Here is a 14,508-nt window from a genome sequence, read left to right as displayed (position 1 = left end):
TGGTTCAAAAGGTTCTGCTGGTGACGATGGCTTCAAGCGCAATCATGGAAAGGTCCGCATCAAACCGCGCCAATATGGCTGCGGGCGGCACCGCCATGACACGCAGGCAGCGTCCGGCGGACATTCAGACATCCGGCACCCACACACCAGAAACGCAGCAGCGGGCTTTGCCTTGCAAGCTGCGGCTGGCGGCTGCCGGGAGGAAACGAAATAATGCCCAACAAAATGCTGATAGACGCCTCCCACCCGGAGGAAACACGCGTAGTCGTCGTACGCGGTAACCGTATCGAAGAATTCGACTTTGAATCCCAGGACAAGAAGCAGCTCAAAGGAAATATCTATCTCGCCCGTGTAACGCGCGTCGAACCCTCCCTTCAGGCAGCCTTTGTCGAATATGGCGGCAACCGTCACGGTTTTCTCGCCTTCAGTGAAATACACCCCGATTACTACCAGATTCCGGTCGCCGACCGTCAGGCACTGCTGCGCGCGGAAGCGCAGGAGGCCGAGGACGAAGAGAACGAGGACAGCGAAGGCGACGATCGCCAGAGCCGGGATCGTGGACGGCGCGGTCGCCGGCGCGGCGGCAAGCCCCGCGACCGTGGTGAAAACAGGCGCGATGCCGGCACGGCCGAATCCGGCGAGGCAAGCGAAGTCGCCGGCGAGGCAGACGAGAACAACGACAATGGCCCGGATGACAACGGCCCGGATGTTGTCGCCGAGAACATGGCCGACTTTTCCGGGACCTCGGAACACGCATCCGACGCCTCGGATTACGCCGACGCATCCGAACAGGACGAGGTTTCTTCCGAACAGGATAAAAGCGAGACCAACGACGCCCCCCCCAAGTCGATCGCCGCCTCCGTCGAAGGCGATGTGATTTCCGAGCCCATCCCGCAGGCGGAACAGGGAAGCGAAGCCACCTCCACCGACAATGATCGCGGCATGCTCGAGGAAGTATCCTCTTCCCATCCAGACGATCATGAGATCGAATCGGTCGGCGCCGAGGACGCGCTCGAGGAAGTGCGCAACCGCCGCAAGCCGGTGCGCCGCCAGTACAAGATCCAGGAAGTGATCAAGCGCCGGCAGATCCTGCTGGTGCAGGTCGTCAAGGAAGAGCGCGGCAACAAGGGCGCGGCGCTCACCACATATCTGTCGCTCGCCGGCCGCTATTCCGTTCTGATGCCGAACACTGCGCGCGGCGGCGGCATTTCGCGCAAGATCACCAGTGCGGTCGACCGCAAGCGCCTCAAGGAGGTCGTTGCCGATCTCGAAGTGCCGCAAGGCATGGGGGTCATCCTGCGAACCGCGGGCGAGAGCCGCACCAAGGCCGAGATCAAGCGCGACTACGAATATCTGATGCGGCTGTGGGAGAACGTGCGCAATCTCACGCTCCAGTCCACGGCCCCTGCCCTCGTCTATGAGGAAGGCAGCCTGATCAAGCGCTCGGTGCGCGACCTCTACAACAAGGACATCGACGAGATTCTCGTCTCCGGCGATGAGGGCTATCGCGAGGCCAAGGATTTCATGCGCATGCTGATGCCGAGCCACGCCAAGGTGGTTCAGCCGTTCCGAGACACGACGCCGATTTTCGTGCGCAACGGCATCGAGGCGCAGCTCGACCGCATGCTGCAGCCGCAAGTGACGCTGAAGAGCGGCGGCTACATCATCATCAACCAGACCGAAGCGCTGGTCGCCATCGACGTCAATTCGGGCCGTTCCACCAAGGAGCACTCGATCGAGGACACCGCGCTCCACACCAATCTGGAAGCGGCCGAGGAAGTCGCCCGCCAGCTCAGGCTGCGCGACCTCGCCGGCCTGATCGTGATCGACTTCATCGACATGGAGGAGAACCGCAACAACCGCTCTGTCGAGAAGCGGCTGAAGGATCACCTCAAAAACGATCGTGCTCGCATCCAGGTCGGCCGCATCTCGCATTTCGGCCTGATGGAGATGTCGCGCCAGCGCATCCGCGCCAGCGTGCTGGAATCGACCATGAAGCCGTGCCCGCATTGCGGCGGTACCGGCCATGTCAGGTCCGATTCGTCGGTGGCGCTGATGGTGGTCCGGGCGATCGAGGAGTTCCTGCTCAAGGATTCGAGAAGCCACATCACGGTGCGCACGCCGGCCGCGACCGCGCTCTACGTACTCAACCACAAGCGCGGCACGCTGGTGGAACTGGAAAGCCGCTTCGGCCTGACGATCACCATCGAGGCAGACGATGCGGTCGGTGCCCAGCACTACGCGATCTTCCGCGGCGCGCTGGCCGAAAAGCCGGAAGGTTTCGTCGAGGTGCGCAGCCTGCCGGCCTATGTCGAGCCGGAAGAACCGGAGGACGAGATCGTCGTCGCCGAGGAGGAAGACGAGGCGCCGGCCCAGGCCGAACAGCCGCGCCACGCTCAGCAGCCGCAGCATCAGCAGGCCAAATCCGGCGAGGACGGCGAAGGCCGCGATCGCAAGCGCCGCAAGCGCCGCAGGCGGCGTGGCGGCAAGGACCGCGATCGCGAGCATGGCGCCCCGACGGACGGCGCTTCCCTTTCCACATCCGATGACGGTTTCTCCGCGCGGGAAAACGCGGCGGACCATGGCGATGCCGAGGCAGACGACGAGGCTGCGGTCGCCGCAGCCGAGACCGTCGAAACGGCGGAAGCGTCCGACGATGGCCAGGGCAAGAAGCGTCGGCGCGGCAAGCGCGGCGGCAAGCGTAACCGTCGCGAAGACGGTGAAGGCGAGACCGAGGCGGAAGCCGGCGAAACCACCGAGCCCGCCGAGGCTGACGCTTCGCTAAGCGAGCCTGTGTCGATCGAGCCGGTGGCTGCCGCCGCCGTCGAACAACCCGCGGCTACCGTGAGCGGCGAGGTGCCAAGCACCGAGAAGCCCAAGAAGCCGCGTCGCGCAGCCAAGCCGAAGAAGGCGGCGGCCGAAGCCGTCGCCGAGGAGCCGACCGCGGAACTGGCCGTGCAGGCACCCGCCGAAACGCCAGCCGCGGCATCGGACGAGGCAGCGGCCACCGAGGAGACGCCGAAGGCCCGGCCATCGCGCCGCAAGGCGGCAGCCGCTGATACGCCTGTCGCACCGGTGGTTTCCTCGACCGTCGCCGATGAGCCTGAAGTCAAGACCGAAGAAAAGCCGAAGCGTGCCGGCTGGTGGCAGCGGAAAGGCTTTTTCTAAGCTTTTCAAACCGTTGAATTGATTCTCTGACAAAAGAATCCCGCGCCGATCGAAATGAACGGCGCGGGATTTTTCTTATCGGCAGGTCACGTTTCTAAGGCGCGAAGATCGACCAGTTCATCATCCTGGCGAGCTTTTCCAGCGCGATCGAACCCAGCTTGGAATTGCCGTTGGCGTTGAGGCCAGGCGACCAGACGGCGAGCGAGGCGACACCCGGCACGATGCCCAATATGCCGCCGCCGACGCCGCTCTTGCCGGGGATGCCGACGCGGAAAGCAAAATCGCCAGAGCCGTCATAGTGGCCGCAGGTCAGCATCATGGCGCCGATGCGCCGCGCCCGCTCCGACGACACCACGGAATGCCCGGTTGCCGGGTTCTTGCCGCCATTGGCGAGGTAGCGGCCGGCCATCGCCAATTGCCGGCAGCTCATGGCGATGGCGCAATGGTGGAAGTAGACGCCCAGCGCCAGTTCCGGCGCATGATAGAGATTGCCGAAGGATTTCATATAGTTGGCGAGCGCGAAGTTGCGGTAGCCAGTGGCACGTTCGGAAGCCGCGACCTCGCGGTCGATGATGATCGTCTCGTCGTCGGCGAGGAACTGGATGAAGCGCAGTATCTCGCCGATCGCCTCGCGTGGCTGGTGGCCGGCAAGCAGGATGTCGGAAATGACGATGGCACCGGCGTTGATGAACGGATTGCGCGGAATGCCGTTCTCATGCTCGAGCTGGACAATCGAGTTGAACGGGTTGCCTGAGGGCTCGCGCCCCACCCGCTTCCACAGCGCGTCGCCCACATTGCCGAGCGCCAACGTCAGGGTGAACACCTTCGAGATGCTCTGGATCGAAAACGCCTGCTCGGCATCGCCGGCTACGAGCGTGCGGCCATCATTGGTGACGGCCGCGATGCCGAATTTCTTAGGGTCGATCTTGCCCAGCTGGGGAATATAGGTCGCGACATCGCCGCGATCGGTGCGTTCAGCCATTTCCGCCGCGACTTCCGCCAATGCTTGATCAAGTTTGGGGGCCTGTTCGACTTCCGGCATGACGCTACCTCAACCAGCTTTCGATGCGCGCCATCGCCTCTACCATGTCGTCGTGGCTGCCGGCGTAGGAAAACCGCATCGTGCGATGCCCCGCCCGAGTGTCGAAGTCGCGGCCGGGTGTCGCGGCCACATGCGCCTCGGCCAGCATCCTGCGGGCGAAGACCATGCTGTCGTTGCTGTGCCGGGCGACATCGCAAAAGGCATAGAAGGCGCCATCCATGGGCGCCGCCAGGGGAAAACCCAGCTCCGGCAAACGCTTCATCAAGAGCTCGCGATTCCAGGCATAGCGTGCCTTCACCGCCTCCAATTCCTCGGTTGCGGCAAAAGCCTCGATCGCGGCGATCTGCGACAGCTCCGGTGGCGAGATGTAGAGGCTCTGGGCGACGCGCTCGACCGGCCGCACGAGTTCTTCCGGCAAAACCATCCAGCCGATGCGCCAGCCGGTCATGCAGTAGTATTTCGAGAAGGAGTTGATCACCGTCACGCTGTCGCTGAAGGCGAGTGCCGTGGTGTCGGGGGCTCCATAGGCCAGCCGATGGTAGATCTCATCGGAAATGACGGCGATGCCGAGCGATTCCGCCGTGGTGATCAGCGTCGCCAGCTCGTCGGTTGGGATGACGGCGCCCGTCGGATTGGCCGGACTTGCAAACAGCACGCCCTTCAGCGGCGCCTCGCGATGCGCGGCGTCCAGATGTCCTGCGTGCAGATAAGCCGCGTCGCCGAGTTCGATTTCGACCACGTCGATGCCAAGGGCCGCCATGATGTTGCGATAGGCGGGGTAGCCGGGCGCGGCGATGGCGACCCGGTCGCCCGGGTCGAACATCGCCAGGTAGGCGAGATTGAAGGCCGCCGACGATCCGGTGGTCACCGCGATCCGGCCGGGGTCGACATCGAGGCCATAATGATCCGCGTAATGCCCGGCGATCGCCTTGCGCAGCGGGGCCAGACCCAAGGTGTCGGTATAGCCTATGCGTCCATTCTCCAGCGCCTTGGCGGCGGCGGCGCGAACCCGTACGGGCGCTGGATCGGATGGCTGGCCGACCGCCATGGAAATCACCGGCACGCCCTGAGCCCTCAGCCGGTTCGCTTCGGCCAGCACATCCATGGCGTGGAACGGCTCGACATTGCCGCGATGGGAGAGCGAAACGACCATTTTTTTACCCCTGTCCCGAGGATTGAGCGCGCCAGGTCCTGACGCATGCGCCGCACAAATGCCCGATTGATGTGAGGATCACAAGTTGAGGAAGTTTTTCAGGCGCCGACTTTTCATCTTTCGCCCGCTCGTCTACCAGTGGACACATCATGTTGAGCCGACCCAGATCGACGATTGCCCAGGCAGCGCGTGTCTTCGCGACGGTTTCGCTTGCCGCCGCGGTCGCGGTTGCCGGTTCGCAGACCGCCTTCGCCCAAGGCGTGCCAGTGGTCCGCGACGCCGAGATCGAAGCCCTCGTGCGCGATTATGCACGGCCGATCTTCAGGGCCGCCGGGCTGGCGAATGACGGCATCGACATCGTGCTGGTCAACGATTCCAGCTTCAACGCCTTCGTCACCGGGCGCCGGCTGTTCATCAATACCGGCGCGTTGATGACGGCTGAGACGCCGAACGAAATCATCGGCGTCATCGCACACGAAGCCGGGCATATCGCCGGCGGCCACCAGCAGAAACTGCGCGACCAGCTCGAACGCGCCAAGACCATGGCCATCATCGCCACCTTGCTCGGTGCCGGTGCGATCGTTGCCGGTGCGACCACGAACAGCCGCGGCCTTGCCGGCGCCGGCATGGGCGTGGCGGCCGGCGGCGGCGAGATGGCGCAGCGCAGCATCCTCGCCTATCAGCGCACCGAGGAAATCACGGCCGACCGCTCGGCCATCACTTATCTCAATGCCACCGGCCAGTCCGGCATGGGCATGCTGAAGACCTTTCATCGCTTCCAGACCGCGCTGTCGCTGTCGGGGGCGCAGGTCGATCCCTACCGGATCAGCCACCCGATGCCGCAGGACCGCATCGCCAACCTCGAGGTGCTGGTCAAACAGAGCCCCAACGTCGACAAGATCGACGCGCCGGCACTGCAGCAGCGCCACGACATGATGCGGGTGAAGATTGCCGTCTACATGGAAGGCCAGGCCGCCGCGACGCGGCTGATGCAAAAGATGCGGGGCAGCATGGCGGCGCTGTATGGCGATGCCCAGTCGGCCTATCTCTACGGCAACATCGCCGCGGCACTCACCAAGACCAACGCCCTGATCAAGGCGCAGCCCAGGAATGCCTACTTGCAGGAGCTGCGCGGCGATATTCTGATGAAAGCCAACAAGCCCGCGGATGCGGCCGACGCTTATTCCAAAGCGGTCAGCCTCGACCCGGCACGGTCCGGCCTGCTGCCTGTCTCGCTTGGCCAGGCGCTGATGGCGGTCGGCACGCCCGACTCGCTCAAGCAAGCTGTCGTGCGGATCAACGATGGCCTGGGCCGCGACAAGGAAAACTCCACCGGCTATCGTTATCTGGCGCAGGCTTACGGGGAGCTGGGAGACATACCGGGCGCGGAGCTTGCCACCGCCGAAGGCCATTTCTATTCCGGCAACTACAAGGATGCGAAGATCTTCGCCATGCGGGCGCAACAGCAGATGAAGCGCGGCGAGCCGCGCTGGATACGCGCCCAGGACATCATAAACTACAAATCGTCAGGCAAGAGCCAGTAATCTCATGAACCTTCCGGCCGCGTGCTGCGACACAGCCAAACCGGAAAATAGGCAGAAGGAACGACAACGATGAAAAAGGCACTGCTGCTGGGCACCACGGGGGTTGCGGTCGCCCTTGGCATGCTGGCTTTCGGTTTCGTGGCCGGCAGTCCGCAGGTTGCGAAGGCCGGAACGGCACAGGCTGTCCAGACGGCGCAGCCTGTCCAGGCGGCTCAGCCTATCCAGACAGTTGCGGCCGACACCAAAATCGACCGCACCGAGGTCGAGGAAATCATCCGCGACTATCTCCTGAAGAATCCGGAGGTGCTGCTGGAAGTGCAGGACGCGCTCGAGGCCAAGCAGAAGGAGGAACAGCGGCTCGCGGCATTGGGCGTCATCAAGAACGCCAAGGACCAGATTTTCAATTCCACCTTCGACGGCGTCGTCGGCAACCCGAACGGCAAGGTCACCATCGTCGAGTTCTACGACTACAATTGCGGCTTCTGCAAACGCGCCATCGAGGACATGCGGGCGCTTACCAAGTCCGATCCGGACCTGCGTTTCGTGCTCAAGGAATTTCCGATCCTCGGTCCGGATTCGCAGAAGGCGAGCGTCGTCTCGATGGCGTTTCACCTGATGATGCCGGAGAAATACGGCGAGTTCCACAATGCCCTGCTCGGCGGCCAGGGGCGCGCCACCGAGGCAACCGCGATCAAGATCGCGCTTTCGCTCGGCGCCGACGAGGCGACATTGCACGAGAAGATGAAGGACCCATCGATCACCGAGGCCTTCACCAAAACTTACGATCTTGCCAACAAACTGCAGATCACCGGAACCCCGTCCTACGTCGTCGGCAACGAGGTCGTGTTCGGGGCGCTCGGGCAAGAAGTGCTTGCCGAAAAGATCGAGGCGGCGAAAGCCGCGCTTTGAGCGGCAAGCGGTTTTCTTCACGGGCGCATTTCGGCCTGTTGTGGACAGTGAAAGAACGCACTTGCGCTCTTTCCGCGGGCGACTATGCCCGGTATAGAGGCCCAGCGCGCCGGCTTGACGCCGGTGCCGGAAAAGGTCGGCTCTTTTTGAAAACGGTATTCGTCCTGAACGGTCCCAATCTCAACGCGCTCGGCAAGCGCGAGCCGGGCATCTATGGCGGCAAGACGCTTGCCGCGATCGCCGAGGACTGCAAGCAGGCAGGCGCGTCGCTTGGGATCGAGATCGATTTCCGTCAGTCGAACCATGAAGGCGATCTTGTCGACTGGATCCAGGAGGCCGGCGACAAAGCCGCCGGAATCGTCATCAACCCAGGCGCCTATAGCCATACCTCGATCGCGATCCACGACGCCATCCGTTCGGTCGCGCCATTGCCGGTCGCCGAAGTTCACCTTTCCAACATCCACGCGCGGGAACCGTTCCGCCACGTCTCCATGGTCGCGCCGGTCGCTGTCGGCATGATCTGTGGCTTTGGGCCGCTCGGCTACACGCTGGCGCTGCAAGCGCTGGCCGCACGCCTATGACCGGCCAACAAACAGAAGGCTCGAAAATGTCGATAAAGAAGACCGGTGTTGACCAGCAACTGATCCGCGATCTGGCGGGCATACTGAACGACACCAACCTGACAGAAATCGAGGTTGAACTCGGCGACCTGAAGGTACGGGTGTCGCGACAGGCGCCCGCCGTTCACGCGATCGCGGCCCCGCAGCCCGCCTATGCACCAACGGCAACCCAGCCCGCGGCCGCGCCGGCGGCGGTCGACGTGTCGAAAAACGCGGTGACCTCGCCAATGGTCGGCACCGCCTATCTGGCGCCGTCGCCGGACGCAAAGCCGTTCATCGAGGTCGGCCAGAAGATCAAGGAAGGCCAGACGCTGCTGATCATCGAGGCGATGAAGACGATGAACCAGATCCCCTCGCCGCGCGCCGGCACGGTGACGGCGATCCTGTTCGAGGACGCGACGCCGGTGGAATACGGCATGCCGCTCGTCGTGATCGAGTAGAGCGGACCTGATGTTTCAGAAGATCCTCATCGCCAATCGCGGCGAAATCGCGCTCCGGGTGCTGCGTGCCTGCAAGGAGCTCGGCATCCAGACGGTGGTGGTGCATTCGACCGCCGACGCTGACGCCATGCATGTCAGGCTCGCCGACGAAAGCGTGTGCATCGGTCCGCCGCCGTCGCGCGACAGCTATCTCAACATCCACCAGATCGTCGCTGCCTGTGAGATCACCGGCGCCGACGCCGTGCATCCGGGCTATGGCTTCCTGTCGGAGAACGCCAAGTTCGCCGACATTTTGGCGGCGCACAACATCACCTTCATCGGCCCGTCCGGCGACCACATCCGCATCATGGGCGACAAGATCGAGGCCAAGCGCACCGCAAAACGCCTCGGCATTCCAGTGGTGCCCGGTTCCGACGGTGCGGTCACCGAGGAGAAGGAAGCCAGGCGCATTGCCGCCGAGATCGGCTATCCCGTCATCATCAAGGCGTCGGCCGGCGGCGGCGGACGCGGCATGAAAGTAGCGCATGCCGAGGCAGACCTCGAAATCGCACTGCAGACGGCACGCTCGGAAGCGGGCGCGGCCTTCGGCGACGACGCGGTCTATATCGAGAAATACCTGGAGAAACCGCGTCACATCGAGGTACAGGTGTTCGGCGACGGCTTTGGCGGCGGCGTGCATTTCGGCGAGCGCGACTGCTCGCTGCAGCGGCGTCACCAGAAAGTCTGGGAAGAGGCCAATTCGCCGGCGCTCAACGCCGAGGAGCGGTCCCGCATCGGCGGCATCTGCGCCAAGGCGATTGCCGATCTCGGCTATTCGGGCGCCGGCACCATCGAGTTCCTGTACGAGAACGGCGAGTTCTATTTCATCGAGATGAACACGCGCCTGCAGGTCGAGCATCCGGTGACGGAAGCGATCACCGGCATCGATCTGGTCCACGAGCAGATACGCGTCGCCTCCGGCGGCGGTCTTTCGGTCAAGCAGGAAGACATCAAGTTCAACGGCCACGCCATCGAATGCCGGATCAACGCCGAAGATCCACGCACCTTCACCCCCTCGCCGGGCACCATCACGCATTTCCACACGCCGGGCGGCCTCGGCATCCGCGTCGATTCCGGCGTCTATTCCGGCTACAAGATCCCGCCCTACTATGACAGCCTGATCGGCAAGCTGATCGTGCATGGCCGCAACCGCGTCGAATGCATGATGCGGCTGCGGCGGGCGCTCGACGAATTCGTCGTCGACGGGATCAAGACGACGTTGCCGCTGTTTCGCGATCTCGTCGGCAACGCCGACATCGCCAATGGCGACTACGACATCCACTGGCTGGAAAAATATTTGGCCAAGGGCGAATAGCCCCAACTTGCCGCTATGATGACGCGATGACCCGTCCCTACGCGCCAGGCTATCGCATCCCGACCGACCTTCTGCTCAAGGCATACGCCTCGGGCGTCTTCCCCATGGCCGAAAGTGCCGGTGACCCGGAGGTCTTCTGGGTGCGGCCGGAGACGCGCGGCATCATTCCGCTCGACGGTTTTCACACACCCAAAAGCCTGAAGAAGACGATCCGCAGGCACCCGTTCGAAATCCGTTTCGATTTCGATTTCGAAGCGACGATCGACGGCTGCGCCGAAAACCGCGAGGAGCGCCGCTCTACCTGGATCAATGCGCCGATCCGCGAAGCCTATGTGCAACTGCACCGCATGGGTCATTGCCACTCGGTCGAGGCCTGGCGCGAGGGGCGTATGGTCGGCGGCCTCTATGGCGTCTCGCTCGGGCGGGTGTTCTTCGGCGAAAGCATGTTTTCCAAAGAGACGGACGCGTCGAAGACCTGCCTGGTGCATCTCGTCGAGCGCCTGAGGGCACGCGGCTTCGCGCTGCTCGATACGCAGTTCACGACAGAGCACCTCAAGCGTTTCGGCGCGGTCGACGTGCCGCGTGGCAAATATGAAAAGATGCTGGCAGACGCGCTGAAAGGCGAAGCAGTCTTTTTTCCGTAGGATCAGGCCCTACTTGGGTGACGCCTCGATCGGCGTCTGCGCATGGAACATCATCTTCCAGCCGTTGACGCGATGGACGTAGCCGGTGCTGACCAGCGCCGCATAGGGCTCGCCATTTTCGCGCGTCGCATGCGCTTCATAGGTCAGCATGACGATATCGCTGCCGGGTTCGATTATTCCCTTGAGTTCGATGTTGAGGTCGCGCCAGCGGTTGGGTTTGGCTGCGGTCTTGGCCAGATCGGCATTGTCCATGGCCTGTGCCATCTGCGGAAATGCCACAAGGCATTCGGTGTCGACATTTGCAGCGTAGTAGGCAGTGTCGCCCGTCCAGAACCCCTTTTCGAGCTCCAGCAACTCGGCCTTGTTGGCCATGATCCGCTTGCTGTCCGACATAGGCTTATCCTCAACGCGCGTGGTGATGGTCCAACGCGCGCCAGCCATGGCGGTTCCAAGAGATCAATTGGTGTCCGTCGTATCCGGTTCCACGGCGTCGTCGGGCTGTGCCGCGTCCGGAGCGACCGGGGGATTTGGCTTGGTCGCGGCTGGCTTCGACGCGTCGGCTTTCGCCCCATCGGCCTTGGTCGCGCCGCTCTTGCCAGCATCGGGCGCCGGCACATCCGACTTCTGCTTGCATTCCTTCAGCCAGACGTCATAGACGGCATGTTCGACCGCGTTGAGCCCCGGACTTTCGGCAAACATCCAACCGGTGAAGATACGGCGGATCTTGCGGTCGAGCGTGATCTCGTCGACCTCGACGAAAGAATCGGTCTTCGGCTGTTCGTTCTGCGGCCGGGAATAGCAGACGCGCGGCGTTACCTGCAGGGCGCCGAACTGCACCGTCTCGTCGATATAAACATCGAAGGTGATGATGCGGCCGGTGATCTTGTCGATGCCGGCGAACTCGGCGACCGGGTTGGTGATGCGATCCGATCCCGCGGGCGCCGCCGGCGCCGGGGCGGCGGGTGCGGGTGCGGGTGCGGGTGAAGCCGCAAAGGCGAGGGTGCTGACGGCGAGGCTGGCGGCCAACGTCAGGGCGCCCGTCGATATCGGGTTGAAAAAGCTCATGCAGGAGGTACCGGTGGTTCGCGCCCAGGTGATTCCGTCAATCGCCAAGGCTAGTCGCCGTTTTCTGATCAGCAAGCAGCTACACACCAATTGTGGCGATAAAGGACCGGCCTGCACCTTACCTTTGTAACCCGCGCCGTTACGAGCCCGGCGTCCAGGCGTCGTAGTCGCCGGTGACCTGCGGGCGGTGTTGATTGGTCAGCACCGAGCCTTTCGGACGATAGGCCGATGGCGTGCCGGTCAGATTGGGTAAATGCGGCTTTTGCCAGTCGCGCGGCCGGTAGTCATCGCTGGGGGGAGCGATATCGACACGATGGTGAATCCAGCCGTGCCAGCCCGGCGGAATGGCCGAAGCTTCCGAATAGTTGCGGTAGATGACCCAGCGACGCGTGCGGCCTTCCGAATCGATACCGCCTTCGTAATAGACATTGCCGGCCTCGTCCTGCCCAACCCTCTTGCCGTAGCGCCATGTGTGCAGGCGCGTTCCCAGCGTCTGGCTGTTCCACCAGGTAAAAAACTGCGTCAGGAAAGTCTTCATCTCAGAACCCTCGCGCTGGCGGCGCCCGTTTCCTGCTTATGGCGTCAGGCCTTCGGGAAGGCAAGGGTTTTGCCGCGGGGAGCGCGCAAATGGCGCGCCAGGGACCCGACACCAGCCTGTGACTCCGAGGGTGACCGGATGCGCGCTTGCCAAGGCTTGCCGCTCTTTCTAAAGCTCTGCGCGCCCATGCGAAAATCCTGTGCCGCCCGGGCTGAAGGAGGCGACGATTGGCCACGCAATTGCCGACCACCGACATTCGCATCGGCGCCGACCTGATTCGCCGCCGCAAGGGCGGCACGCCGATCGTCTGCCTCACCGCCTACACCTACCCGATCGCCCGCCTGCTCGATCCCCACGTCGACCTGCTCCTGGTCGGCGACAGCGTCGCCATGGTCTTGCATGGCCACGAGACGACGCTAGGCGCCTCGCTGGAGATGATGATCGCGCACGGCCAAGCCGTGATGAGGGGCTCAGCCCGGCCCTGCGTGGTCGTCGACATGCCGGCCGGCAGCTATGAGGAGTCTGCCATGCAAGCCGTGGCCTCGGCACGGCGCATAGTCGGCGAGACCGGCTGCCAGGCGGTGAAGCTCGAAGGCGGCGTCGACATGGCTCGTCAGATTGCCGCGATCGTGGCTGCCGATATTCCGGTCATGGGCCATATCGGCCTGCAGCCGCAATCGGTGGAAAAGGATGGCGGCTACAAGATCAAGGGCCGCACGGACGAGACTGTAGCCGCCCTGATCGCCGACGCGCTCGCGGTCGAGAAGGCCGGCGCGTTCTCGGTGGTCATCGAAGGCACGATCGAGACGGTCGCCGCCGACATCACCCGCCGCATAGCCATTCCAACCATCGGCATCGGCGCCAGCGGGGATTGCGACGGCCAGATACTGGTCATCGACGACATGGTCGGGCTGACGGTCGACCGCGTGCCGAAATTCGTCAAGCAATACGCCGATCTGCGCAGCGTGATCACGCATGCCGCGGAGCGCTATGCATCGGAGGTGCGGGATCGCGTTTTCCCCGGGCCCTCCCACGTCTTTTCAAAAACCAACGGCGGGGATGACGCGTGAACCGGCCCCACGTCGTTGACAGCGTTGCCGCGCTTCGCGCGCGAATCCGCGACTGGCGGCGCGACGGACAACGCATCGCCATGGTGCCGACCATGGGCGCCTTGCATGACGGGCATCTTTCGCTGGTCAAGATCGCCCTCGAAAGGGCTGATCGTTGCGTGGTGTCGATCTTCGTCAACCCGAGGCAGTTCGCACCGACCGAGGATCTCGACAAGTACCCGCGCCAGTTGGCCCGCGACCTCGACATGCTGGCGGTAGTCAAAGCCGACCTTGCCTTCACGCCCGGTGTCAGCGAGATGTATCGCGCAGGCTTTGCCACGAAGATCTCGGTCGGCGGCCCGTCGGCCGGGCTCGAAACGGACTTTCGCCCCACCTTTTTCGACGGCGTCGCCACTGTGGTGGCCAAGCTTCTCCTGCAGGCCGCGCCCGACTTCGCCATCTTTGGCGAAAAGGATTACCAGCAGCTTTGCGTCGTCAGGCAGCTTTGCCGCGACCTCGACCTGCCCGTCGAGATCATCGGCGCGCCGACCATACGCGACGCGCATGGCCTCGCCATGTCGTCACGCAACGCCTATCTCGATGAAACCGAACTCCAGATCGCTCGCCAATTCAACGTCATTCTGCGCAAGGCAGCAGCTGCGCTGGCGGCGGGCGCAGGGCAGCAGGAAACGATCGCCGAAGCAAGCCGAGTTTTGGTCGCGACCGGCTTCCAGACGGTGGATTATGTCGAGGCTCGCGAATGCCTGACACTCACGCCATGGCGGCGCGACCGTGCGGGCCGCGTTCTCGCCGCCGCCTGGTTGGGAAAAACCAGGCTGATCGACAATGTGGAAGTTCCCGCCGCCTGATCGGCGTTCGTACTCTCGATCAAGTCGAAGGCTCGCCCTGCCGACACCAAGGCACGGGCAAATCGAACCGCTGATAAGTCACCGCCGCGTTCGCGCTTGCCCAGGCTTCATCC

The 14,508-nt window shown here is 63.5% G+C and carries 14 protein-coding genes; 9 read left to right on the top strand and 5 right to left on the bottom strand.

Annotation, left to right across the window (positions count from 1 at the left end; translation table 11 throughout):
- Nucleotides 1–213: 213 nt before the first annotated feature.
- Nucleotides 214–3,168, top strand: a complete 2,955-nt coding sequence (locus AC3CB8_RS18870) for an Rne/Rng family ribonuclease (protein WP_352563167.1) — start codon at nucleotides 214–216, stop codon at nucleotides 3,166–3,168.
- Nucleotides 3,169–3,262: 94 nt separating this feature from the next.
- Here the strand turns inward: AC3CB8_RS18870 and AC3CB8_RS18865 are convergent, their stop codons facing one another.
- Together AC3CB8_RS18865 and AC3CB8_RS18860 are read right to left on the bottom strand one after the other, a co-directional pair.
- Nucleotides 3,263–4,210, bottom strand: a complete 948-nt coding sequence (locus AC3CB8_RS18865; protein WP_031241230.1) for a glutaminase — start codon at nucleotides 4,208–4,210, stop codon at nucleotides 3,263–3,265.
- Nucleotides 4,211–4,214: 4 nt separating this feature from the next.
- Nucleotides 4,215–5,363 carry a pyridoxal phosphate-dependent aminotransferase gene (locus tag AC3CB8_RS18860; protein WP_352726491.1) on the bottom strand — a complete coding sequence of 383 codons (1,149 nt, stop codon included), beginning with the start codon at nucleotides 5,361–5,363 and terminating at the stop codon, nucleotides 4,215–4,217.
- Nucleotides 5,364–5,512: 149 nt separating this feature from the next.
- Between AC3CB8_RS18860 and AC3CB8_RS18855 the strand changes: the two genes are divergently transcribed.
- The 6 genes from AC3CB8_RS18855 (at nucleotide 5,513) to aat (ending at nucleotide 10,874) form a co-directional block, all read left to right on the top strand.
- Complete coding sequence (locus AC3CB8_RS18855) at nucleotides 5,513–6,907, top strand: M48 family metalloprotease (protein ID WP_352563165.1); 1,395 nt, start codon at nucleotides 5,513–5,515, stop codon at nucleotides 6,905–6,907.
- 69 nt (nucleotides 6,908–6,976) lie between these two features.
- A complete protein-coding gene (locus AC3CB8_RS18850) occupies nucleotides 6,977–7,816 on the top strand; it encodes a DsbA family protein (RefSeq protein ID WP_488377335.1) in 840 nt (279 codons plus the stop codon).
- Nucleotides 7,817–7,962: 146 nt separating this feature from the next.
- Nucleotides 7,963–8,397 carry a type II 3-dehydroquinate dehydratase gene (aroQ, locus tag AC3CB8_RS18845; RefSeq protein ID WP_023773086.1) on the top strand — a complete coding sequence of 145 codons (435 nt, stop codon included), beginning with the start codon at nucleotides 7,963–7,965 and terminating at the stop codon, nucleotides 8,395–8,397.
- 26 nt (nucleotides 8,398–8,423) lie between these two features.
- A complete protein-coding gene (gene accB, locus AC3CB8_RS18840) occupies nucleotides 8,424–8,876 on the top strand; it encodes an acetyl-CoA carboxylase biotin carboxyl carrier protein (RefSeq protein WP_023773087.1) in 453 nt (150 codons plus the stop codon).
- 10 nt (nucleotides 8,877–8,886) lie between these two features.
- On the top strand, nucleotides 8,887–10,230 hold the full coding sequence (accC, locus tag AC3CB8_RS18835; RefSeq protein ID WP_023773088.1) for an acetyl-CoA carboxylase biotin carboxylase subunit: 1,344 nt from the start codon (nucleotides 8,887–8,889) through the stop codon (nucleotides 10,228–10,230).
- Nucleotides 10,231–10,256: 26 nt separating this feature from the next.
- Entirely contained in the window at nucleotides 10,257–10,874 is a 618-nt protein-coding gene (gene aat / locus AC3CB8_RS18830; RefSeq protein ID WP_023773089.1) for a leucyl/phenylalanyl-tRNA--protein transferase, read from the top strand.
- 9 nt (nucleotides 10,875–10,883) lie between these two features.
- On the opposite strand, the gene AC3CB8_RS18825 is transcribed toward aat, so the two are convergent.
- The 3 genes from AC3CB8_RS18825 to AC3CB8_RS18815 form a co-directional block, all read right to left on the bottom strand.
- The gene (locus AC3CB8_RS18825) at nucleotides 10,884–11,267 is read right to left on the bottom strand and encodes a hypothetical protein (RefSeq protein ID WP_023773090.1); all 384 of its coding nucleotides are present in this window, start codon (nucleotides 11,265–11,267) and stop codon (nucleotides 10,884–10,886) included.
- 63 nt (nucleotides 11,268–11,330) lie between these two features.
- A complete protein-coding gene (locus tag AC3CB8_RS18820) occupies nucleotides 11,331–11,939 on the bottom strand; it encodes a DUF2155 domain-containing protein (RefSeq protein WP_023773091.1) in 609 nt (202 codons plus the stop codon).
- 139 nt (nucleotides 11,940–12,078) lie between these two features.
- Complete coding sequence (locus AC3CB8_RS18815; RefSeq protein WP_015318043.1) at nucleotides 12,079–12,477, bottom strand: NADH:ubiquinone oxidoreductase subunit NDUFA12; 399 nt, start codon at nucleotides 12,475–12,477, stop codon at nucleotides 12,079–12,081.
- 227 nt (nucleotides 12,478–12,704) lie between these two features.
- Here AC3CB8_RS18815 and panB point away from each other — a divergent pair, with 227 nt between their 5' ends.
- The gene (gene panB, locus AC3CB8_RS18810; protein WP_352563164.1) at nucleotides 12,705–13,547 is read left to right on the top strand and encodes a 3-methyl-2-oxobutanoate hydroxymethyltransferase; all 843 of its coding nucleotides are present in this window, start codon (nucleotides 12,705–12,707) and stop codon (nucleotides 13,545–13,547) included.
- Entirely contained in the window at nucleotides 13,544–14,395 is an 852-nt protein-coding gene (panC, locus tag AC3CB8_RS18805; RefSeq protein WP_352553269.1) for a pantoate--beta-alanine ligase, read from the top strand. Before panB ends, panC begins: the two co-directional genes overlap by 4 nt.
- Nucleotides 14,396–14,508 lie beyond the last annotated feature (113 nt).

It is taken from the genome of Mesorhizobium sp. P160927 (assembly GCF_057766385.1).
The sequence above is the reverse complement of the archived record's forward strand: the minus strand, read 5'-3'. Positions and strand labels throughout refer to the sequence as shown.